This window comes from Pseudosulfitobacter sp. DSM 107133 (genome assembly GCF_022788695.1).
Lineage (GTDB): Bacteria > Pseudomonadota > Alphaproteobacteria > Rhodobacterales > Rhodobacteraceae > Pseudosulfitobacter.
Genome location: NZ_CP085154.1, coordinates 2,796,681 through 2,818,284 on the forward strand (window position 1 = coordinate 2,796,681; position 21,604 = coordinate 2,818,284).

Annotated in this window: 19 protein-coding genes and 1 pseudogene; 10 read left to right on the forward strand and 10 right to left on the reverse strand. The window is 61.2% G+C overall.

The features are described 5' to 3' along the window. Positions 1-19: 19 nt before the first annotated feature. Positions 20-2,293, forward strand: coding sequence for an NADP-dependent malic enzyme (locus DSM107133_RS13775; RefSeq protein ID WP_114291441.1), 2,274 nt, complete (start codon positions 20-22; stop codon positions 2,291-2,293). 496 nt (positions 2,294-2,789) lie between these two features. After that, positions 2,790-4,682 carry an AMP-binding protein gene (locus DSM107133_RS13780; RefSeq protein WP_114291440.1) on the forward strand — a complete coding sequence of 631 codons (1,893 nt, stop codon included), beginning with the start codon at positions 2,790-2,792 and terminating at the stop codon, positions 4,680-4,682. A gap of 75 nt (positions 4,683-4,757) precedes the next feature. Here the strand turns inward: DSM107133_RS13780 and DSM107133_RS13785 are convergent, their stop codons facing one another. The 3 genes from DSM107133_RS13785 to DSM107133_RS13795 all read right to left on the reverse strand — a co-directional run bounded on the left by DSM107133_RS13785 (position 4,758) and on the right by DSM107133_RS13795 (position 7,015). After that, positions 4,758-4,967: a CsbD family protein gene (locus tag DSM107133_RS13785; protein ID WP_114291439.1), complete on the reverse strand. Its 210-nt coding sequence runs from the start codon at positions 4,965-4,967 to the stop codon at positions 4,758-4,760. A gap of 97 nt (positions 4,968-5,064) precedes the next feature. Beyond that, positions 5,065-6,099, reverse strand: a complete 1,035-nt coding sequence (locus tag DSM107133_RS13790) for an endonuclease/exonuclease/phosphatase family protein (protein WP_114291438.1) — start codon at positions 6,097-6,099, stop codon at positions 5,065-5,067. A gap of 154 nt (positions 6,100-6,253) precedes the next feature. Further along, entirely contained in the window at positions 6,254-7,015 is a 762-nt protein-coding gene (locus tag DSM107133_RS13795; RefSeq protein ID WP_114291437.1) for an NAD kinase, read from the reverse strand. A gap of 167 nt (positions 7,016-7,182) precedes the next feature. Between DSM107133_RS13795 and glyA the strand changes: the two genes are divergently transcribed. Further along, positions 7,183-8,472, forward strand: a complete 1,290-nt coding sequence (gene glyA, locus DSM107133_RS13800; RefSeq protein WP_114291436.1) for a serine hydroxymethyltransferase — start codon at positions 7,183-7,185, stop codon at positions 8,470-8,472. A gap of 141 nt (positions 8,473-8,613) precedes the next feature. Next, positions 8,614-9,204: a hypothetical protein gene (locus DSM107133_RS13805; protein ID WP_114291435.1), complete on the forward strand. Its 591-nt coding sequence runs from the start codon at positions 8,614-8,616 to the stop codon at positions 9,202-9,204. Positions 9,205-9,231: 27 nt separating this feature from the next. On the opposite strand, the gene DSM107133_RS13810 is transcribed toward DSM107133_RS13805, so the two are convergent. Continuing rightward, positions 9,232-9,606 (reverse strand): hypothetical protein, encoded by a 375-nt coding sequence (locus DSM107133_RS13810; RefSeq protein WP_114291434.1) that lies wholly within the window; start codon positions 9,604-9,606, stop codon positions 9,232-9,234. Between the two features lie 47 nt (positions 9,607-9,653). Here DSM107133_RS13810 and DSM107133_RS13815 point away from each other — a divergent pair, with 47 nt between their 5' ends. Further along, positions 9,654-10,427: an alpha/beta fold hydrolase gene (locus DSM107133_RS13815; RefSeq protein WP_114291433.1), complete on the forward strand. Its 774-nt coding sequence runs from the start codon at positions 9,654-9,656 to the stop codon at positions 10,425-10,427. A 2-nt stretch (positions 10,428-10,429) separates the two neighbouring features. Here DSM107133_RS13815 and DSM107133_RS13820 read toward each other — a convergent pair whose 3' ends face one another. Further along, the gene (locus DSM107133_RS13820; RefSeq protein ID WP_162791929.1) at positions 10,430-11,098 is read right to left on the reverse strand and encodes an HAD-IA family hydrolase; all 669 of its coding nucleotides are present in this window, start codon (positions 11,096-11,098) and stop codon (positions 10,430-10,432) included. 204 nt (positions 11,099-11,302) lie between these two features. Here DSM107133_RS13820 and carB point away from each other — a divergent pair, with 204 nt between their 5' ends. Together carB and DSM107133_RS13830 are read left to right on the forward strand one after the other, a co-directional pair. Continuing rightward, positions 11,303-14,635 (forward strand): carbamoyl-phosphate synthase large subunit, encoded by a 3,333-nt coding sequence (gene carB, locus DSM107133_RS13825; RefSeq protein ID WP_114291431.1) that lies wholly within the window; start codon positions 11,303-11,305, stop codon positions 14,633-14,635. 320 nt (positions 14,636-14,955) lie between these two features. Beyond that, positions 14,956-16,080, forward strand: a complete 1,125-nt coding sequence (locus DSM107133_RS13830; RefSeq protein ID WP_114291430.1) for a beta-ketoacyl-ACP synthase III — start codon at positions 14,956-14,958, stop codon at positions 16,078-16,080. Between the two features lie 79 nt (positions 16,081-16,159). On the opposite strand, the gene arsH is transcribed toward DSM107133_RS13830, so the two are convergent. Then, a complete protein-coding gene (gene arsH, locus DSM107133_RS13835; protein ID WP_275890925.1) occupies positions 16,160-16,867 on the reverse strand; it encodes an arsenical resistance protein ArsH in 708 nt (235 codons plus the stop codon). Next, positions 16,860-17,318, reverse strand: a complete 459-nt coding sequence (locus tag DSM107133_RS13840) for a hypothetical protein (RefSeq protein WP_114291428.1) — start codon at positions 17,316-17,318, stop codon at positions 16,860-16,862. Before DSM107133_RS13840 ends, arsH begins: the two co-directional genes overlap by 8 nt. Positions 17,319-17,684: 366 nt before the next feature. On the opposite strand from DSM107133_RS13840, the gene DSM107133_RS13845 reads away from it, so the two are divergent. The 3 genes and pseudogenes from DSM107133_RS13845 to DSM107133_RS13855 all read left to right on the forward strand — a co-directional run bounded on the left by DSM107133_RS13845 (position 17,685) and on the right by DSM107133_RS13855 (position 19,483). Further along, positions 17,685-18,269: a thymidine kinase gene (locus tag DSM107133_RS13845; protein WP_114291427.1), complete on the forward strand. Its 585-nt coding sequence runs from the start codon at positions 17,685-17,687 to the stop codon at positions 18,267-18,269. Further along, positions 18,266-18,640: a hypothetical protein gene (locus DSM107133_RS13850; protein ID WP_114291426.1), complete on the forward strand. Its 375-nt coding sequence runs from the start codon at positions 18,266-18,268 to the stop codon at positions 18,638-18,640. The genes DSM107133_RS13845 and DSM107133_RS13850 overlap by 4 nt, the downstream gene beginning before the upstream one ends. A 67-nt stretch (positions 18,641-18,707) precedes the next feature. Continuing rightward, positions 18,708-19,483, forward strand: a pseudogene (locus DSM107133_RS13855) (IS5 family transposase). A gap of 10 nt (positions 19,484-19,493) precedes the next feature. Here the strand turns inward: DSM107133_RS13855 and DSM107133_RS13860 are convergent. Genes DSM107133_RS13860 through proC form a run of 3 tightly spaced genes read right to left on the reverse strand, consistent with a single transcriptional unit; the run spans position 19,494 to position 21,590 of the window. After that, positions 19,494-20,447 carry a D-glycerate dehydrogenase gene (locus DSM107133_RS13860; RefSeq protein ID WP_114292700.1) on the reverse strand — a complete coding sequence of 318 codons (954 nt, stop codon included), beginning with the start codon at positions 20,445-20,447 and terminating at the stop codon, positions 19,494-19,496. Beyond that, positions 20,444-20,785: a tRNA-binding protein gene (locus DSM107133_RS13865; protein WP_028958536.1), complete on the reverse strand. Its 342-nt coding sequence runs from the start codon at positions 20,783-20,785 to the stop codon at positions 20,444-20,446. The genes DSM107133_RS13860 and DSM107133_RS13865 overlap by 4 nt, the downstream gene beginning before the upstream one ends. Then, positions 20,778-21,590 (reverse strand): pyrroline-5-carboxylate reductase, encoded by an 813-nt coding sequence (gene proC, locus DSM107133_RS13870; RefSeq protein WP_114292699.1) that lies wholly within the window; start codon positions 21,588-21,590, stop codon positions 20,778-20,780. Before proC ends, DSM107133_RS13865 begins: the two co-directional genes overlap by 8 nt. Between the last annotated feature and the right edge of the window lie 14 nt (positions 21,591-21,604).

Below are 21,604 nucleotides of genomic sequence, written 5' to 3' on the forward strand. Positions count from 1 at the left end.
TCAACCCGGAGCCAAACCAATGTCCGACACCCCCTCGACGCGCCAAGCCGCCCTTGATTACCACGAATTTCCCAAGCCGGGAAAACTGGAAATCCGCGCCACCAAACCACTTGCGAACGGGCGTGATCTTAGCCGGGCCTATTCGCCCGGCGTGGCCGAGGCCTGCCTTGAAATCAAGGCCGATCCTGCAACCGCTGCACGGTATACAGCGCGGGGCAATCTGGTGGCCGTGGTCACCAACGGCACCGCCGTACTGGGGCTGGGCAACATCGGGGCGCTGGCGTCAAAACCGGTGATGGAGGGCAAGGCCGTCCTGTTCAAGAAATTCGCGGGCATTGATTGCTTCGACATCGAAGTGAACGAATCCGATCCTGAAAAGCTGGCCGATATCGTTTGCGCGCTGGAACCGTCCTTTGGTGCGATCAACCTGGAAGACATCAAGGCACCGGATTGCTTTACCGTTGAACGAATTTGCCGCGAGCGGATGAATATTCCGGTCTTTCACGACGACCAGCACGGCACCGCGATCGTAGTGGGTGCGGCGGCGACCAATGCGCTGTACGTTGCCGGCAAGGCATTCGAGGATATCAAGATTGTTTCGACCGGCGGCGGGGCTGCGGGCATTGCCTGCCTGAACATGCTGCTGAAACTGGGCGTAAAGCGCGAAAACGTCTGGCTGTGCGATATTCACGGGCTGGTCTACGAAGGCCGCACCGAAGATATGAACCCCGCCAAGGCTGCTTTTGCGCAAAAATCCGACCTGCGCACGCTGGACGATGTCATTGACGGGGCCGACCTGTTTCTGGGCCTGTCCGGCCCCGGTGTGATGACCCAAGCGCATGTCACCAAGATGGCCAAACGCCCGATCATCTTTGCACTGGCCAACCCGACGCCTGAAATCCTGCCCGATCTGGCCCGCGAGGTTGCGCCCGATGCGATCATCGCCACAGGCCGCAGCGATTTTCCCAATCAGGTCAACAACGTGCTGTGCTTTCCCTTCATCTTTCGCGGCGCGCTGGATGTGGGGGCGACCACGATCAACGACGAAATGCAGCTGGCCTGTATTGACGGCATCGCAGCCCTTGCCCGCGCCACCACCAGCGCCGAGGCCGCTGCCGCCTATCAGGGCGAGCAGATGACCTTTGGCGCTGACTACCTGATTCCCAAGCCTTTTGATCCGCGTCTTGTGGGCATCGTTTCAAGCGCCGTGGCCAAGGCTGCAATGGACAGCGGGGTGGCCACCCGCCCCATCGAAGATCTCGAAGCCTACAAGACCAAGCTGGACGGATCGGTGTTCAAATCCGCCCTGCTGATGCGCCCCGTGTTCGAAGCCGCGCGCACCATGTCGCGTCGCATCGTCTTTGCCGAGGGCGAGGACGAGCGCGTGCTGCGCGCCGCGCAGGCCATGGTCGAGGAAACGACCGAACGCCCGATCCTGATTGGTCGCCCCGAGGTGATCGAGTCCCGGATCGAGCGTGCAGGCATGACCATCAAGCTGGGCGAACATGTCGATCTGGTGAACCCCGAGAACGATCCGCGTTATCGTGACTATTGGGGCACCTACCACGAGATCATGGCCCGCCGGGGTGTCACCCCCGATCTGGCCCGCGCCATCATGCGCACCAACACCACCGCCATTGGTGCGGTCATGGTACATCGCGGCGAAGCCGACAGTCTGATCTGCGGCACCTTCGGCGAATTCAAATGGCATCTGAACTACATTGAACAGGTGCTGGGCACCCAAGAGCTGCATCCCGTGGGCGCCCTGTCGATGATGATTCTCGAAGACGGGCCGCTGTTCATTGCCGATCCGCATGTTCACCCGACACCGACACCCCATGACATCGCGCAGATTGTGATCGGCGCGGCGCGGCACATGCGCCGCTTTGGCATCGAGCCGCGCGTCGCGCTGTGCTCGCAATCGCAATTTGGAAGTCAACCCGGCGGCACCGGCGTGCACATGCGTGCAGCGCTGGAAATCCTCGATTCCGAGCCCCGCGATTTCTGCTATGAAGGCGAGATGAACATCGACGCCGCTCTTGACCCCGAGCTGCGTGAACGGCTGCTGCCGGGCGGACGCATGCAAGGCGCGGCCAATGCGCTGGTTTTTGCCAACTCCGATGCAGCGTCGGGCGTGCGCAACATTCTGAAAATGAAGGGCGGCGGGCTTGAGGTTGGTCCGATCCTGATGGGCATGGGCAACCGCGCCCATATCGTCAGCCCGTCGATCACCGCGCGCGGCTTGCTGAACATGTCGGCCATCGCCGGCACGCCGGTTACTCAATACGGCTAAGTCGCACAGACATGGCGCCGTCCCGTTTCCGGGGCGGCGTTTTGCGTTTCGGCTGGCGGTTTATTTCTGCGCGGGTTTGGCACCGGGTTTGGAGGGTGCTTTTTTCGGCTGCGGTTTTGGCGATGTGGCCATGATGCATACTCTCGTTTGCAAGCGGCCCGGCACAACGTCGGGCCTGCGCGTAATCTGTACCTGAACCCGAGTCGAAGGAAGGGATTTATTTGCGTGCAGATGCAGTATTTTCCTTTTAACGGCAGAAGGTTGCCAGATTCTCTACGCCATGAGCCAAGGTTGGCTGATGCAGCATTTTCCCGCGCGGGGCAGTGAATTTTCGCGGAACGGATTTGCCGCCGTATGCGTTCTGTCCCTTTCACATTTGCGCGTAACTTCCGTCTGCAACTGCGCGCTGAAATACCGCAGAACCCGCCCCTCTCTTGTATTGGACAAGACCATAGGCCGCAGCCTATGACTGATCCCAAGAGAGGGAGGACACATTATGGGATACCGCGAGACCTACGCGCGCTGGCAGAACGACCCCGAAGGCTATTGGCTTGAGGCAGCAAAGGCCATTGATTGGGACGTTGCACCCTCTCAGGCGTTGTTTGACCGTGGCGACCATATCTATGAATGGTTTGCCGATGCGCGGGTGAACACATGCTATAATGCGGTTGACCGTCACGTCATCGCAGGCAATGGCGACCGCACGGCCATCATCTATGACAGCCCGATCACCGGGCGCAAATCCAAGACCAGCTTTGCCGAATTGCTACAACAGGTCGCAGGCTTTGCCGGCGGACTGGCGGCCCGGGGCATCACCAAGGGCGACCGCGTCATTATCTATATGCCGATGGTTCCCGAAGCGCTGGTGGCCATGCTGGCCTGCACCCGTCTTGGCGCGATCCATTCTGTGGTGTTCGGCGGCTTCGCCGCCCATGAACTGGCGGTGCGCATCGACGATTGCGCACCCAAGGCGATTATTGCCGCCTCTTGCGGGCTGGAGCCCAACCGCGTGGTGAAATACAAACCGCTGCTGGACGGTGCCATCGAACAGGCGACCCACAAGCCCGAATTCTGCGTGATCCTGCAACGCGAAGAAGAAATGGCCCCGATGATTGAGGGCTGCGATCTGGACTGGACCGATTTCCAGGCCGGCACCACCCCCGCCGACTGTGTACCGGTTGAGGGCACGCATCCCGCCTATATCCTCTATACATCCGGGACCACCGGCGCACCCAAGGGCGTGGTGCGCCCCACCGCGGGGCATCTGGTGGCGCTGAACTGGTCGATGAAGAACATCTATAACGTCGATCCCGGCGATGTGTTCTGGGCCGCTTCCGATGTCGGTTGGGTCGTGGGGCATTCGTATATCTGCTATGGCCCCCTGATCCACGGCAACACCACTGTTGTGTTCGAGGGCAAACCCATCGGCACGCCCGATGCGGGCACCTTCTGGCGGGTGATCTCTGAACATAACGTGCGCAGCTTTTTCACCGCCCCCACCGCATTCCGCGCCATCAAGCGTGAAGATCCCAAGGGCGATTTTCGCAAACCCTATGACCTGAGCTGTCTGCGCGCGCTGTATCTGGCCGGCGAACGCGCCGATCCTGACACCATCGAATGGGCGCAGGATTTGCTGGGCGTGCCGGTCTTCGACCACTGGTGGCAAACCGAGACCGGCTGGACCATCGCGGGCAACCCTGCGGGGCTGGAAGCATTGCCGGTCAAGATCGGATCACCCACTGTGGCAATGCCCGGCTATGACGTTCAAATTCTGGACGAAGGCGGACGCGCCCTGCCCGCGGGCGAACTGGGGGCGATTGCGATCAAGCTGCCCCTGCCGCCCGGCACCCTGCCAACCCTGTGGCAGGCCCAAGAGCGGTTCCGCAAAAGCTATCTGCACACATTCCCCGGCTATTACGAGACCGGCGATGCCGGCATGATCGACGCCGATGGCTATCTTTACATCATGGCGCGCACCGATGACGTGATCAACGTGGCAGGGCACCGCCTGTCCACCGGGGCCATGGAAGAAGTGCTGGCCGGCCACGCGGATGTAGCCGAATGCGCGGTAATCGGCGTGGCGGACGATCTGAAAGGACAGAATGCCATCGGGTTCGTCTGCCTGACCAAAGGCGTGAACCGCCCCCACAGCGACATCACCGCCGAATGCGTGCAACGCATCCGCGACCAGATCGGGCCGGTGGCGGCGTTCAAACAATGCGTGGTGGTCGACCGGCTGCCCAAGACACGCTCGGGCAAGATCCTGCGCGCGACAATGGTGAAAATCGCCGACGGCGCGGCGTTCAAGATGCCCGCGACCATTGATGACCCCGCCATTCTGGACGAAATCAGCGACGCTTTGAAAGCCATCGGTTACGCAGGCGGCTGATCGCCCATGGCAGAACAGCAAAAGCCCGCAACGCATCCTGCGCTGCGGGCTTTTTTGACCTTGGTATCGAAAGGTTCAGAACATCGCCTTGGCGCTGTCTGCCCATTCGTCGACCTGACGTTCCGCCTCGTCTCGCGCCACGCCATAGCGTTCCTGAATCTTGCCAACCAGCACCTCGCGATCGCCTTTGGCTTCCTGTACTTCGTCGTCGGTCAGCTCGCCCCATTTCGATTGGATCGACCCGGTCAGCTGCTTCCAGTTGCCTTGGATTGTATCCCAGTTCATGGTGAAACTCCTTTGTGTTTGCGTCTGCATACCCAACGCCCAACTCTGTAAGGCGTTCCATGAAAAGCGGGGCAGTGTCGAAACAAGCGGGCGCGCTTCAGCCGATCGGCGCCTGCGCGATGTCGGCCAGATAGGCGTTGGAATAGTCCACCTCCAGCTCGACCCAGACCGGCAGGTGGTCCGACATCTCGTGGGTGCGCCAATCGCCATAGGTGCCGGGCCAGTCGGCATAAGGCTTGCCGGTGTCCGGCGCGGTGCGGATCGCCTTGGCAATTTCCTCGTAGTCGGACATTTCAGCTTCGGTAAACACGGCCTCGTGCCAGCGGATCACACCATGGGCCAGCATATGCGATTCAGATGGCGGCCCGACAAAGGCGATCTGGTCGTAATGTTTGGTGCCCGTCAGTGACGTTGCCCCGATGTCGGGCACATGAAAGCCCGCATCCGTCAGCGCGACCATGCCTGCATCGTCGCGGCTTTCGATGTTCATGTCGCCCAGAAAAATATGCACCTCATCCTCGGCGCGGGCGCGTTTGGCCAGTTCGCGGGCGATCACGCCAATTTCGTCCTCGCGCAGGGGGCGGCCCTGTTCTTCTTTGAAAACGATATGGGCGTTGCACAGGGTAAAGCGGAACCACCCCGCCTGAAACGCGGCAAAAAACGGCGTGCGCCCCACCTGTTCGTCACCGGGCAATGCCCCCTTGGGCAGCACCAGTTCACCGATCAGGTTGCGAAAACGCACGCGGTTGCGGTTATAGACAAAGGCCATGCGTTCATGATTGCCGCGCCCCGAGCCGGAGCTGTCGTTGATGAAGTAATCCCAGTTCGGCCCCAGCAGCTTCATCAGTCGCACCATCGCCTCGGTCGATTTCACCTCTTGAATGGCGCAGATGTCAAAATGGTCGATGATCTCGGCAATATAGTGAAAGCTTTCGGCCAGACGCGGACGGCCACCGTCAAAATGGCGAATGTTCCAGCTGCCGATGATCAGAGAATTGGGTTGGCGGCGTGCGGTGATCTGCCCGTTCAGCAGTGCGCGCAAGCGCAGCAGTCGGTCTGCGATCCAGCCGGATTGCCCCGGGACGGTGCGCCCGTGGGGATAGGCGTGTTTAAGCGATTGATAGAATGCCATGTGCCTTGTCCTGAAAATGAATGCGGGTGAATGGCCGCAAGATAGCACGATTTCCCGCCATGCGAGAGGCTGTTTGCAGCCGTCAGGATCGGGGGCCAGCCCCCCGGCGCATACGCGCCTCCCCCCGGAGTTTATCCGGCAAGATGAAGAAGACTCAGTTGAACTGTTCCGAGATCAGCCGTTCTTCAAGGCCGTGGCCGGGATCGAACAGGATATGGTGCACGATGCGCGGCTCGGAGCGGATCACAACAGTGCGCACATCGCGCACCGAGCGGCTGTCGGCATCGGCCATCACCGGACGTTTTTCCGGTTCAAGCACGTCAAAGCGCACTTCGGCGGTTTTGGGCAACAATGCCCCCCGCCAGCGGCGCGGACGAAAGGCAGCAACGGCGGTCAGCGCCAGCACATCGGCACCGATCGGCAGGATCGGGCCGTGCGCGGAGTAATTATAGGCGGTGGACCCTGCGGGCGTAGCAACCAAAGCGCCGTCACAGCTGAGCGAATCCAGACGCAGGCGGCCATCAACCGTGATGCGCAGCTTGGCCGCTTGCGGGCCGGCACGCAGCAGCGAGACCTCGTTGATCGCCAGCGCATGATGGACCGTACCATCGCCGCAGGTGGCAGTCATCGCCAGCGGGTTCACCTCGGCCTGTTCCGCCGCTTGCAACCGTTCGACAAGGTCGCTTTCGGCATATTCGTTCATCAAAAAGCCGATTGTACCACGGTTCATGCCATAGACCGGTGCGGGCAGATCCTGTGTGGCATGCAGCGTTTGCAGCATAAAGCCGTCGCCGCCCAGCGCCACGATTACATCAGCGCTTTCTTGCGGGACATCCCCATAGCGTTTCACCAACGCCGTATAGGCGGCCTGCGCAACAGGGGCCGCACTGGCAGCAATGGCAATTTTTAGCGACATCAGGGTTTCCTATCGGCACGAAGCTGCACGATTTGAAACATATTATTCCGCAAGGCACCAGCGCAGCCGCAATCTTAGGACTTTACGTCGTATTACCCGCTTTGCCAGTCCGTCGGTTTCCGTTAGGAAGCGGCGCAATACCTCACGCCACGCATGGAGAATTGCACATGTCCGCCACAACACCCGGCTTTTTCACCCAAAGCCTTGCCGACCGCGACCCTGAACTGTTCGGCGCCGTCACAGACGAACTGGGCCGCCAGCGCGACGAAATCGAGCTGATCGCCTCTGAGAACATCGTTTCGGCTGCCGTGCTGGAAGCGCAGGGTTCGGTGCTGACCAACAAATATGCCGAAGGCTATCCCGGACGGCGCTATTACGGCGGCTGCCAGTTTGTCGACGTGGCTGAAAATCTGGCCATCGACCGTGCCAAGCAGCTGTTCAGCTGTGATTTCGTCAATGTGCAACCGAACTCGGGTTCGCAGGCGAACCAGGGCGTATTCCAGGCGCTGCTGACACCCGGCGCGACCATCCTGGGCATGAGCCTGGACGCAGGTGGTCACCTGACACACGGCGCAGCCCCCAACCAGTCGGGCAAATGGTTCAACGCCGTGCAATACGGCGTGAAACGCGACACGCTGAACATCGATTATGACCAGATGGAAGCGCTGGCGCTGGAGCACAAACCGGCGATGATCATCGCGGGCGGTTCGGCCATTCCGCGCCACATCGACTTTGCCCGCATCCGCGAGATTGCCGACAAGGTCGGTGCCTATGTGCTGGCGGATGTCGCCCACTTTGCCGGTCTGATTGCCGCAGGCGAATACCCCTCGCCGTTCCCGCATGTGCATGTGGCAACCACCACCACGCACAAAACCCTGCGCGGCCCGCGCGGCGGCATGATCATGACCAATGACGAAGCCATCGCCAAAAAGATCAACAGCGCCATCTTCCCCGGCATTCAGGGCGGCCCGCTGATGCATGTGATCGCGGCCAAGGCTGTCGCCTTTGGCGAGGCGCTGGACCCTTCGTTCAAGACCTACCAGCAGCAGGTCATCAAGAACGCGCAAGCACTGGCAGACCAGTTGATGAAGGGCGGCCTTGATACCGTTACCGGCGGCACCGACACCCATGTGATGCTGGTCGATTTGCGTCCCAAAGGCGTCAAAGGCAATGCCACCGAAAAGGCACTGGGCCGGGCGCACATCACCTGCAACAAGAACGGCGTTCCTTTCGACGACGAAAAACCCACAATCACCAGCGGCATCCGTCTGGGTTCGCCCGCCGGCACCACCCGCGGCTTTGGCGAGGCCGAGTTCCGCCAGATCGGTGACTGGATCATTCAGGTTGTCGACGGACTGGCCGCAAACGGCGAAGACGGCAATTCCGAGGTCGAGGCCAAGGTTCGCGCCGAAGTCGCGGATTTGTGCGCACGTTTCCCGATGTACCCCAACCTGTAAGCCCGCAAGGCCAGACCGATGACACCCGCAGCCTTGGCGCTGCGGGTGTTTGCATTTGTAAACAAAACAATTTCACTTTGAAGTCCCCGGATTTTTGGTCCATCCTTCGCCAAAGCCTTAGACCTGAACGGAGGCTGACGTATGGCGAAAGCCCGCGCCCAGAGTGACATAGGACCGTCCACCAACGGTCTGGCCCTGCCTGACGAGGCCACCCTGCCCTACCCGCTTCGGGTGCAGGCGATTTATGTGCAGGTCAGCGATTATGTGAATCCAGATACCCATCCGATCTATACGTTGATGGACAGCGCAGGCGCGCAGCACACCTATAGTTTTGATTTGCCCGGACAGGTCACCAGGATTTTGGCCCGGCCCGGCCAGATTTTCACCAAACGCGCCCGCATGTTCGAATTCTGTTGCGACAGGGAAGCAAGGGCCTTTGCTGCCGTCAGCCCGCCTTCAACCATCAAACCGCTATCGGCACCGCCCATTCCTGCACGCCCGGTGTCGGCACGAACAACACCCCGTCCGCAGACCGATCAGACAGGGCATTCCCGCAGACCCGCAAGGGAGGCGCTGTTGCTGGGGGCGCTCGCCACATTGGTTGTGTCTTTGGTGATCTTGTCACAGACCAAACTTCTGACAACGAGCCATGAGAATGCAGGCAGCAGTTTTGCACAGCAGCCTCTGGACCTCGACAGGGCTTCCTCTGCCACGTTTACCGTCTCGGACTAAATCTGGCGCGGTCTGGCCGTTTGTGGATTACAAATGCCCGGACCAAACCATCCAGCCCACGAACAGAGCCACGATCACCAACAGGTTGAACACAATCACACCGGCCAGCCCCAACAGCCGCCCGCGGCGCAAATCGGCGCGGTCAATCGTTTTCAGATGGGCCAGCACTTCGGCCTCGGCGCGGGTGACCGCGTCCAGATCAATCGTGCGTCGCAACTTGGGATGGCCGTCGATGGCCTGTGCGCGGGCCACCACGGCGCCTTGCTGGCGCACCCGTTTGGGCAACCGGCGCCCCGCCTTGCGCAGGGCGGCGTCGAATGTGCGCGCCTTGACGCCCAGCGCCGTTTCCAAAGCCTCGCGCAATCGTTCGGAGCGCGTGTCGATATTCGTCTGCATAACCATGGCGGCAGGCCTAGCGTACCTTGGCAAAACGCGCTAGCCCTAGCGCCATGCTGAATTATATCGACCACGCCCCCGACACCGCCGGCACCCCGCTGCTGATCGCCCATGGCCTGTTCGGCTCGGGGCGCAACTGGGGTGTCATTGCCAAACGCTTGTCGGACGCGCGCCGCGTGATCGCGGTGGACATGCGCAACCACGGGCAAAGTATGCGTGCGGATACCAACAGTTACACGGATATGGCGGCAGATCTGGCCACTGTGATCGACCATTTCGGCGCACCGATGGATGTGCTGGGCCATTCGATGGGCGGCAAGGCGGCGATGACGCTGGCGCTGACCCGCCCGGAGCTGGTGCGGCGGCTGATTGTCGCCGATATCGCGCCGGTGACTTACGAACATACGCAGGCCGAATTCATCACGGCCATGCGCGGCGTCGATCTGGCCACTGTCACGCGTCGTTCGGAAGCAGCCGAACAGCTCGCCGCCCAGGGTGTCGAACCCGCCTTGCAGTCGTTTTTTACACAGTCGCTGGATCTGTCGGAAAAACGCTGGCTTCTCAATCTGGATGCGCTTGAGGCGAACATGCCCGACATCCTGTCTTTCCCCGAACTGGCCGGCGCCTTTGACGGGCCCGCGCTGTTTCTGACGGGGGGCAACTCGCATTATGTCACAGCCGCGCATCGCCCGCGCATCAAAGAGCTGTTCCCGCAAGCGCATTTTGCAAAGATCCCCGAGACCGGCCACTGGCTGCACGCGGAAAAACCGCGCGACTTCGAGGCGGCGGTGCGGACCTTTCTGACGATGGATTTCCAAGGGACCTGACCCTAGCTGGGCTGCTCTTCGCTGTGCAACAGGTCCAGCGACGGCGTGCCTGTGCCGATCACCTCAGCAAAGCTGCGGTCTTCCATGCCGGTTCCGGGATAGGCGAAGGTGTCGATCCCTGCTTCCATGGCGGATTCAGCACCTTCGGGCGTGTCCTCAACGGCCAGCGCGTCCTTGGCCTCGATATGCAAGGCGCGCAGGGCATCGCGGTAAATCGCAGGCTCGGGTTTGGGACGGGCCGCTTTTGAGCCGTCTCCGATATAGTCAAACACCGAAGGGTCCAGATCACGCCCCAGCGCACGCAGGATCAGGGCGACCTGCCGTTTGTCCTCGGTGCTTACAAGGGCGATTCTCAGCTCGCAACGCCGGGCCTCTGCGATCAGGTCGGAAATGCCTGGACGCAGACGCAGGCCCGCCTCCAGCGCCTTGGCAAATGCGTCGATCTTGGAATCATACAGCTCGGTAACGTCGACCTCTTGATCAAGACTGTCGGCGTAATGCTGGATACGGGCCCGGCCACCAATCACGCGGGACAATTCGGTGTAGGTCTCGGCGTTCCAGTCCCACTCAAGATCGTGGGTGGCGAAGGCTGCGTTGAATGCGCAGCGTTGCAGCTCGAACGTGTCGGCCAGAACCCCGATCGACCCCAAAAGCAGTGCAGAATAGCGCAAGACAGATTCCCCCACGATGTGCATTCAAACGCGCAGGCTGGCAGGTGGTTCCAGCCGACAGGCGAGCAGAGGCAAAGATTTTTGCGAATCCACCTGCCTGAATGCCTTATAGCAGGGCAACGGGCCTTGCACCCGACGCCTTGTTGCCTATAACGCAGGACAATTTGGGCGCAGGGGGTGCCCGGAAACGTAAGGGGCCGCGCCATGCCGAAAAGAACCGATATCAAATCCATCATGATCATCGGAGCTGGCCCCATCGTAATCGGGCAGGCTTGCGAATTCGACTACTCGGGCGCACAGGCCTGCAAGGCCCTGCGCGAAGAAGGGTACCGGATTATTCTGGTCAACTCGAACCCTGCAACGATCATGACCGATCCGGGCATGGCCGACGCCACCTATATCGAGCCGATCACCCCCGAGATGGTCGCCAAGATCATCGAGAAAGAACGCCCCGACGCATTGCTGCCCACCATGGGCGGGCAGACCGGCCTGAACGTGTCGCTTGCGCTGGAAGAAATGGGCGTTCTGGCGAAATACAACGTCGAGATGATCGGCGCCAAGCGCGAAGCCATCGAGATGGCCGAGGACCGCAAACTGTTCCGTGAAGCGATGGACCGGCTGGGCATCGAAAACCCCAAGGCCACGATTGTGACCGCGCCCAAGGGACCGGATGGCAAGAAAGACCTTGCCGCTGGCGTCGCACTGGCCTTTGAAACACTGGATTATGTCGGCCTGCCCGCCATCATCCGCCCCGCCTTTACCATGGGCGGCACCGGCGGTGGCGTGGCGTACAACCGCGAAGATTACGAACATTTCTGCCGCACCGGCATGGATGCATCGCCCGTGGGTCAGATCCTTGTCGATGAAAGCCTGCTGGGTTGGAAAGAATACGAAATGGAAGTGGTGCGCGACACCGCCGACAACGCCATCATCGTCTGTTCCATCGAAAACATCGACCCGATGGGCGTCCACACCGGCGACAGCATCACCGTGGCCCCGGCCCTGACGCTGACCGACAAAGAATACCAGATCATGCGCAACCACTCGATCGCGGTCCTGCGCGAGATCGGCGTGGAAACCGGCGGATCAAACGTGCAATGGGCGGTGAACCCCGCCGATGGCCGCATGGTCGTCATCGAGATGAACCCGCGCGTGTCGCGCTCGTCGGCGCTGGCGTCCAAGGCGACAGGTTTCCCGATTGCCAAGATCGCGGCGAAACTGGCCGTCGGCTACACGCTGGACGAACTGGACAACGACATCACCAAGGTGACACCGGCCAGTTTCGAGCCGACGATCGACTATGTCGTCACCAAGATCCCGCGCTTTGCCTTCGAGAAATTCCCCGGCTCCGAGCCGAACCTGACCACCGCGATGAAATCCGTGGGCGAGGCGATGGCCATTGGCCGCACCATCCACGAATCGATGCAAAAGGCGCTGGCCTCGCTGGAAACCGGTCTGACCGGTTTTGACGAAATTGCCATTCCGGGCGCACCCGACCGCGCCGCCATCACCAAGGCGCTGGCCCAGCAGACCCCCGACCGCATCCGTGTGATCGCACAGGCCATGCGCCACGGCATCAGCGACGACGACATTCACGGCATCACCATGTTCGACCCGTGGTTCCTGGCCCGTATCCGCGAGATCATCGACGCCGAGGAAGAGGTCCGCGCCAACGGCCTGCCCGAAGATGAAAAGGGCCTGCGTCACCTCAAGATGATGGGCTTTACCGATGCGCGTCTGGGCACGTTGACCGGCCTGACCGAAGATCAGGTGCGCACCGCGCGCCGTGCTGCAGGCGTTGTCGCCGTGTTCAAACGCATCGACACCTGCGCTGCCGAGTTCGAGGCGCAAACCCCTTATATGTACTCGACCTATGAATCGCCCGTCTTTGGCGAGGTCGAATGCGAAGCGCGGCCGTCCGACCGCAAAAAGGTCGTGATCCTGGGCGGCGGTCCCAACCGCATCGGTCAGGGCATCGAGTTTGACTATTGCTGCTGCCACGCCTGCTATGCGCTGACGGCGACGGGCTATGAAACCATCATGGTCAACTGCAACCCCGAAACCGTGTCGACCGACTATGACACCTCGGACCGGCTGTATTTCGAACCGCTGACGTTCGAGCACGTCATGGAAATCCTGCGGGTCGAACAGGACAACGGCACGCTGCACGGTGTGATCGTGCAATTCGGCGGCCAGACCCCGCTGAAAATCGCCGCCGCCTTGCACGCCGAGGGCATCCCGATCCTGGGCACCACGCCCGACGCCATCGACCTGGCCGAAGACCGCGAGCGGTTCCAGCAGCTGGTGCAGGGCCTTGGCCTGAAACAGCCGCACAACGGCATCGCCCATTCCGACGCCGAAGCGATCGAGATTGCCAAGGACATCGGCTTTCCGCTGGTGATCCGCCCGTCTTATGTGCTGGGTGGCCGCGCGATGGAAATCGTGCGCGATCAGGCCCAGCTTGAGCGTTATATCAAAGAGGCCGTCGTGGTATCGGGCGACAGCCCCGTGTTGCTGGACAGCTACCTGTCCGGCGCGGTCGAACTGGACGTGGATGCCATCTGTGACGGCACCAACGTGCACGTCGCAGGCATCATGCAGCACATCGAAGAGGCCGGCGTCCACTCGGGCGACAGTGCCTGTTCGCTGCCGCCCTATTCGCTGCCCGACGAGATCATCGAGCGGGTCAAGGAACAGACGCACGCGCTGGCCCTTGCCCTGCATGTGGTCGGCCTGATGAACATCCAGTTCGCGGTCAAGGACGGCGAGATTTACCTGATCGAGGTCAACCCGCGCGCCTCGCGCACCGTGCCCTTCGTGGCCAAGGCGACAGACAGCGCGATTGCCTCCATCGCCGCGCGCGTCATGGCGGGCGAGCCGCTGTCGAACTTCCCGATGCGCGCGCCCTATGACGCAAACGCCAAATATTCGGACGTGCTGCCGTTGGGTGATCCGATGACATTGGCCGACCCCAACATGCCCTGGTATTCGGTGAAAGAGGCGGTGCTGCCCTTTGCCCGCTTCCCCGGTGTCGATACGATCCTGGGGCCGGAAATGCGTTCCACCGGCGAAGTCATGGGCTGGGACCGCGATTTCCCGCGTGCCTTCCTCAAGGCGCAGATGGGGGCAGGCAACCCGTTGCCGCGCGAGGGCTGCGTGTTCGTGTCGATCAAGGACGACGACAAGACCGCCGACATGCTGGAAGCCGCCAAAATCCTTCTGGGTCTGGGCTTTACCCTCGTGGGCACGAACGGCACCGCCAAGTGGCTGACCGAAAACGGTCACACCTGCGGCACCGTCAACAAGGTCTACGAAGGCCGCCCCGATGTCACCGACCTGATGAAGAACGGCGGCGTGCAGATGGTCATGAACTCGACCGAGGGCACGCAGGCAGTCGAAGACAGCAAATCGATCCGCTCGATCGCGCTTTATGACAAGATCCCCTATTTCACCACCGCAGCCGCCTCCTACGCCGCCGCGCTGGCGATCAAGGCACAGGCGGCCGACGATGTGGGCGTAAAGTCGCTGCAAGGGTAGACAACGCACAAGATTCCCGCACAGGTTGGTGGCACATGCCTCCAACCTGACAGGACTTCCGAATGCGCCTTTTCGTTCTTTTTGTACTGCTGGCCGGCCTTGCCGCCTGCGACGTGCCTTTTGTGCCGCTGATCTGAAGCGTTCAGGCCCAACCTTTTTGCGAAGTGGTGTGCCCTTCCGTCCATGCAGGCGCAGGCCCACCGGCACATCACTTGAACGACGCCCCCAGCCGCCTAAATCAAGACGATGTCCCGCCACCCCACCTTGACCTTCCGGCGCTAACACGGCTTCATATGGGACGCTGAAAAAAGGGGCAGATCATGTACACACCGGCGATCACGGGCACAGGTGTCTTTACACCCTCCGAGACAGTCACCAACGCAGAACTGGTGACAGCGTTCAACGCCTATGCGGATCTCTACAATGCCGAACACGCCGCCGAAATCGCCGCGGGCACGCTTGCGCCCAAGGACCACTCCTCGGAAGAATTCATCGTCAAGGCATCGGGCATCGAACAGCGCTATGTGATGGTCAAGGACGGCATTCTGGACCCGCATGTCATGTACCCAAAAATGCGCCAGCGCAGCGATGACGAACCGTCGATCATGGCTGAAATGGCGCTCAAGGCCGCCAATATCGCGCTGGAAAACGCAGGCAAGACCGCCGCCGACGTCGGCGCGGTGATCTGCGCCGCCTCAAACCTCGAACGCGCTTATCCGGCCGTTGCCATCGAAATTCAGGATCTGCTGGGCATTCAGGGCTTTGCCTTCGACATGAATGTCGCCTGCTCCTCTGCCACCTTTGGTATTCAGGCCGCCGCCGACATGATCCGTTCGGGTTCGATCCGCTCGGCGCTGGTGATCAACCCCGAGATCTGCTCGGCGCATATCGAATGGCGCGACCGCGACTGCCACTTTATCTTTGGCGATGTGGCCACCGCCACCCTGCTGGAGCGTGAAGAGGACGCCGCAGGCCCCTGTTTCGCCGTCAAATCCACCCGTTGCGCCACCAGCTTTTCCAACAACATCCGCAACAACAACGGCTTTCTGCGCCGCTCGCGCCCCGACGGCATGAAAGACCGCCGAGACATGCAGTTCATGCAGAACGGCCGCAAGGTGTTCAAGGAAGTGGTCCCGATGGTATCGCAACACATCATGGATCACATGGCGGACGAAAACCTGAACGCAGAGGACATCAAGCGCCTGTGGCTGCATCAGGCCAACAAAAGCATGAACGACTTTATCGGCAAAAAGGTACTGGGCCGCACGCCCGAACCGGATGAACAACCCAACATCCTGCAAGACTACGCCAACACGTCATCGGCGGGGTCCATCATCACCTTCGCCAAACATTCCGCCGATCTCAAGGATGGCGACCACGGTCTGATCTGCTCGTTCGGTGCAGGCTATTCCGTTGGCAGTGTGCTGGTCGAAAAACACGGCTAAACCGGCTTCTTTTGGCCAAAAATATCCCGGGGGGCCAGGGGGCAGCGCCCCCCTATTCGGCTTCAACAAGCCAGACCCGCTATTTCTGCGAAACCCGCTTGTGCACCGCCTCGACCGTTTCCACCCGTTCCGAATACCGGTCCACCAGATAATCGGCCCGCCCGCGCACCAGCCAGGTAAACTTCACCAGCTCTTCCATCACATCAACGATGCGGCGGTAAAACGGCCCCTCGGGCAGACGCCCGTCCTGAAACTCAAGCCACGCCTTGGGAATGGACGACTGGTTGGGAATCGTCACCATCCGCATCCAGCGTCCCAGAATCCGCATCTGGTTCACCGCATTGAATGATTGCGACCCGCCCGACACCTGCATCACTGCCAGCGTCTTGCCCTGTGTCGGGCGAATGCCGCCCTGCATCGACAACGGCAGCCAGTCGATCTGGGTCTTCATCAGCCCCGTCATCGCCCCGTGACGCTCGGGCGACGACCAGACCATGCCTTCGGCCCAGACCGCCAGTTCACGCAACTCGGTCACCTTGGGGTGATCCTCGGATGCATCATCCACCACTGGCAGGCCGGTGGGGTCGAACATCCGCGTCTCGCAGCCCAGATGCCGCAGTATGCGCGCGCTTTCCTCCGCCGCGCGGCGGGAATAGCTGACATCGCGCAGCGAGCCATACAGCAGCAAAATGCGCGGCGGGTGGCGCGGATCATCTGCCGCCGCCAGTGCATTCACATCAATGTCGGGCAATGCGTCCGTGAAAAGCGCGCCTGTGTCTTCAGGCACTTTCTTCTTCCAGATGCAGCTTCATGTCGATCAGCACGCGCTGAAGCAGCGAGGTCTCGCGCAGCAGACGTTTGGCTTCGTTGACGGTGATAATCCCGTCTTCGATGGATTGCTGGTATTCGCTCATCAACATGGCAAACCGCTGGCTCAACGCGATCACATCGGCATTTATTCCGCCGGTCGACGGCGCATTCTGGCGGCGGTCCTCGAATGCCAGAACGCCGCCCTGCAATTCGGCCAATGCTGTGGTGACAAAGGGAAAGGACGCCTCTTTCTCAAGACGCACCACCGCGTCAATCGGCATGAACCTGTCGGCATGTTCGGGATTGTCCGAATAATACCGCCCCAAAGTCGCTTTGGATTTGCCGGTCACAGCGCATGCGGGCTCTATGCCCACATCCTTGACCAACGCCTCGGTGTGCTTTTTCAAGTAGCTGCCAATACCTGCCATACGTCCCCACTCGACTCTCGCGTGCCCTCCCCGTTGATAGGCAGGGGAAAGCATCTTGTCTTTTCCCATTAAATCAACAGCGTGGAAATGTCATTTTTTAATCGTCCCGCCGGTTTCGGGATTTTTTTTCGAGTGGCCCGTGCCTCCCCCACGGGAAAGTGTGAGACCCGTTGCGCTTTCGCCGCTTGGGAACGGTGGGCTGGCATGTCCGGCAGTCGGCGTGACGGGCTCCTTTGCGGGGCCTTTCCGCACCCCTGCGGCCATCGCACCGCCACAGCTTAGCGCTCTGCCTCTGCTGCAAAAACGGGCGCTGCGGCCCGCCCTCTCACTTGCCTGCCCGCGCCCCTTGGCGTACCCCTTGGCGCTATGGCCAAGCTCTATTTTCACTACTCCACAATGAACGCAGGCAAATCGACAGTTCTGTTGCAAGCCGCGCACAATTACCGCGAGCGCGGTATGCAAAGCTATTTGCTGACTGCGCAATTCGACAACCGCGCAGGTCAGGGCCGTATCGCGAGCCGTATCGGAATTGGACAGGATGCAGACACTTTCGCACCCGGCGAGGATCTGTTTGCCAAGATCGAAACCCATCTGGACACCGACAACATTGCCTGCGTTTTTATCGACGAGGCGCAGTTTCTGAGCGAGGCGCAGGTCTGGCAACTGGCCCGTGCGGTGGATGATCTGAAAGTGCCCATCATGTGCTATGGCCTGCGGGTCGATTTTCAGGGCAAGCTGTTTCCCGGTTCGGCCACACTTCTGGCGCTGGCGGATGAAATGCGCGAGGTGCGCACCATCTGCCATTGCGGCAAAAAGGCCACGATGGTCGTGCGTCAGGATGCGCAGGGCAATGTGGTGCGCGATGGGGCGCAGGTGCAGATCGGGGGCAACGAAACCTATGTCAGCCTGTGCCGTCGTCACTGGCGCAAGGCCACGGGCGACAAGGCATGAAACGGTTCTGCGCCGGTCTGCTTTGCGGTATCGCGCTGGCCTGCGGGTTGATCCTGACCGGCGTGCCGGGGGTGTTGCCGGGCATGTACGCCCGCATGGATCAACGCGCGACAAACGACTGGCAGGTAGCAAAATTGCTGATGTTGCGTGATACGGCTTTTCTGGCCTGCGCCGGTCAGGAAGACATCCGCCACGCCGCCCAGATCCGGGGCTGGGAGGTCGAGATCATCAACCCTGACACCGAAGCGATGCCCCGGCAGTTGCAAGATGCCCACTGGGCGCTGCGCATCCACACCCGCCCGGCGCCGCCGTTGGCAACGGAGCCGGGTGATATTTACGGCTTTGACAGCCGGGGATGTTTGATGCGCTAGGTCACATACCCATAAAAGGGATTCACAGACTTTAGAAAACGTGATTCACTTTCCGGCAAATGTGGAGGTGAGAATGGCACGTTTTGATTTGACAGATTTTGAATGGTCGGTGATCCAGCCGTTGCTGCCGACGAAGGTGCGCGGCAAGCCCCGTGTGGATGACCGGCGGGTTTTGAACGGCATCTTCTGGCGCTTGCGGACTGGTGCGCCCTGGGCAGACATTCCTGCCCGATACGGGCCGCATACGACCTGTGTGAACCGCTTCAACCGCTGGCGGCGTGCGGGCCACTGGGCGCGTATTCTTGAAGCAATATCAGAGGCATATGAGGGTGAGGTGCAAATGATTGACAGCTCCTCCATCCGGGTACACCAACAGGGCGCAAATGGCCCTAAAAAAGGGGGCGATCCGATTGCCTGGGTCGCTCAAGGGGCGGGCTGACAACGAAAATCCACGCTTTGGTGGACGCGCTTGGCCGCCCGATCCGGCTCATGCTGACGGCTGGGCAGGCCTATGATGGACACGCGGCAGAGCAGATGCTGGATCGACTGAAAGAAGGCTGCAGCGTGCTGGCGGATCGCGCCTATGACAGCAACGCGATCCGTGATTTGATCGCCAAACAGAAGGCGCAAGCCGTGATCCCTTCGATGCCGCAACGCAATCCTGTCATCGCGCATGATCGCGAGCGTTACAAAGCACGCAACGCAGTGGAGCGTTTCTTCAACAAACTCAAAAACTTCCGCGCGGTAGCAACAAGATATGACAAACGCGATGATAATTTCCTCGCATCCATACAACTCGCGTCAATCAGAATCTGGTTGCGAACTTATGAGTCGGTGACCTAGGGTCCGGATCCTAGACCGCGTTGGGCGCGTCCTGTCCGTCGATCAGCACGGCCTTGAGGTTGCACACGGCCATCAGCCCCATATCGGTGCGTACTTCCAGTGCCGCCGTGCCCAGATGCGGCAGCAGCACCGCGTTGTCCAAGGCCAGCAGCGCAGCAGGCACCTCGGGTTCGCGCGCATAAACATCCAGCCCCGCGCCACCGATGGCCCCGGTTTGCAGGGCGTCGATCAAGGCACCCTCATCCACCACATCGCCGCGTGCGATGTTGATCAGATGCGCATGGGATTGCATCGCCGCCAGCACCGCCGCGTCGACCAGATTGCGCGTGTCGGGCCCGCTGGGCACCGCCAGCACCAGCACATCCACCGCAGCCGCCAGTGTTAACAGGTCATCATAAGGCGTCGCGTCAAGGTCGAGTTCTTTGGGCGAGCGGGTGAAATATGCGACCTTCATGCCAAAGCCGAAATGGCAGCGCCGTGCTATCGCCAGCCCGATGCGGCCCATGCCGACAATGCCCACGGTCTTGCCCGACAGGTGCATCCCCAGCATCTGCGTCGGGTGCCAGCCGTCCCACTGCCCTGCCCGCACCATCCGTTCGCCTTCGCCGGCACGCCGCGCGCTCATCAGCATCAGGGTCATGGCGGTGTCGGCTGTGGCATCGGTCACCGCCCCCGGCGTGTTGCTGACGATCAGCCCCTTGGCCCGCGCCGCCGCCACGTCGATGTGGTTATACCCCACGCCAAAGTTGGCCAGCATCACCGCGCGGGGCGTGACTTGCGCAAAAACCTCGGCGCTGAACATATCGCCCAGCGTCGGCAGCACGGCGTCGTAGCCATCCAAGGCGTCAATCATTTCAGCCTGCGACAGCGGCGCGTTGCTGTCCCGCATGGTCACGTCGAAATGCCTGCGTGCCTCGGCCTCGACGTCGGCGGGCATGGGGCGCGAGATGAAGAGGCGTTTCAATGCATCCGCCCCCCGTTTGGCACCGCCTGATCGGGGCGCAGCAGCACGATCTCGCCTGCGTCATCGGGCAAGCCCAGCACCAGAACCTCGGACATGAAGGGACCAATCTGGCGGGGCGGAAAGTTCACGACTGCAACCACCTGTTTGCCCACCAGCATCTCGGGCGTGTAATGCGCGGTGACCTGTGCGCTGGTCTTGCGCTCGCCAATGTCACCACCAAAATCGACCCACATCTTGATCGCAGGCTTGCGTGCCTCGGGGAAAGGTTCTGCGCGCAGCACGGTGCCAACGCGAATGTCGACCTTGAGGAATGTGTCAAAGTCCAGATTATCAGCCATCTGCCAGCTCCTTTGCACGGCGTGTTGCGGCGGCCACGGCGCGGGGCAGCAGCGACGGAAAGCCCGTTTCTTCATCCATCAAGACCTCAAGCGCCGCCTGCGTGGTGCCGTTGGGCGAAGTCACGTTGATGCGCAGTTGCGCGGGGTCCTCATCCGCATCCTCGGCCAACGCCCCCGCGCCTGCCACCGTGGCCTTGGCCAGTTGCATCGCCAGTTCCGGCGAGAGCCCCTGTGCCACGCCACCGGCTGCCAGCGTTTCGATCATGTGGAACACATAGGCCGGCCCCGACCCGCTGACCCCGGTCACCGCATCAATCTGCGATTCCGTTTCCAGACGCACCACCTGCCCCACGGCACTGAGCAATTCTTCGGCCACGTCCAGCGCGCCTGCGCCCGCTTCGTTGGCGACGATAGCGGTGATACCGCGACCCACGGCGGCAGGGGTGTTCGGCATTGCCCGCACCACGGGCGTGCCTGCACCCAGCGTTTTCTCGAAATAGGAAATCGGCGTGCCCGCCGCGACGCTGACGAACGTGGTGCCGCCCCCGCCCATGTGGGCCATATTGGGCACCGCATCGCCCATCATCTGCGGCTTGACCGCCACCAGCACGATCGCCGGATGCGCAGGCAGGTCGGCGTTGATGTGCACGCCTGTGCCCTTCAGCCAGTCCGACGGATTGGGGTCTTTCACCCAGACCGACGTGGCGGGCAAACCGCGTTTCAGCCAGCCCGCCAACATGGCCGAGCCCATCTTGCCACAGCCCAGCAGCACAAGGCCGCGCTGCGCAATTACCTCAGTTGTCATGGTTTGCCCTTCCC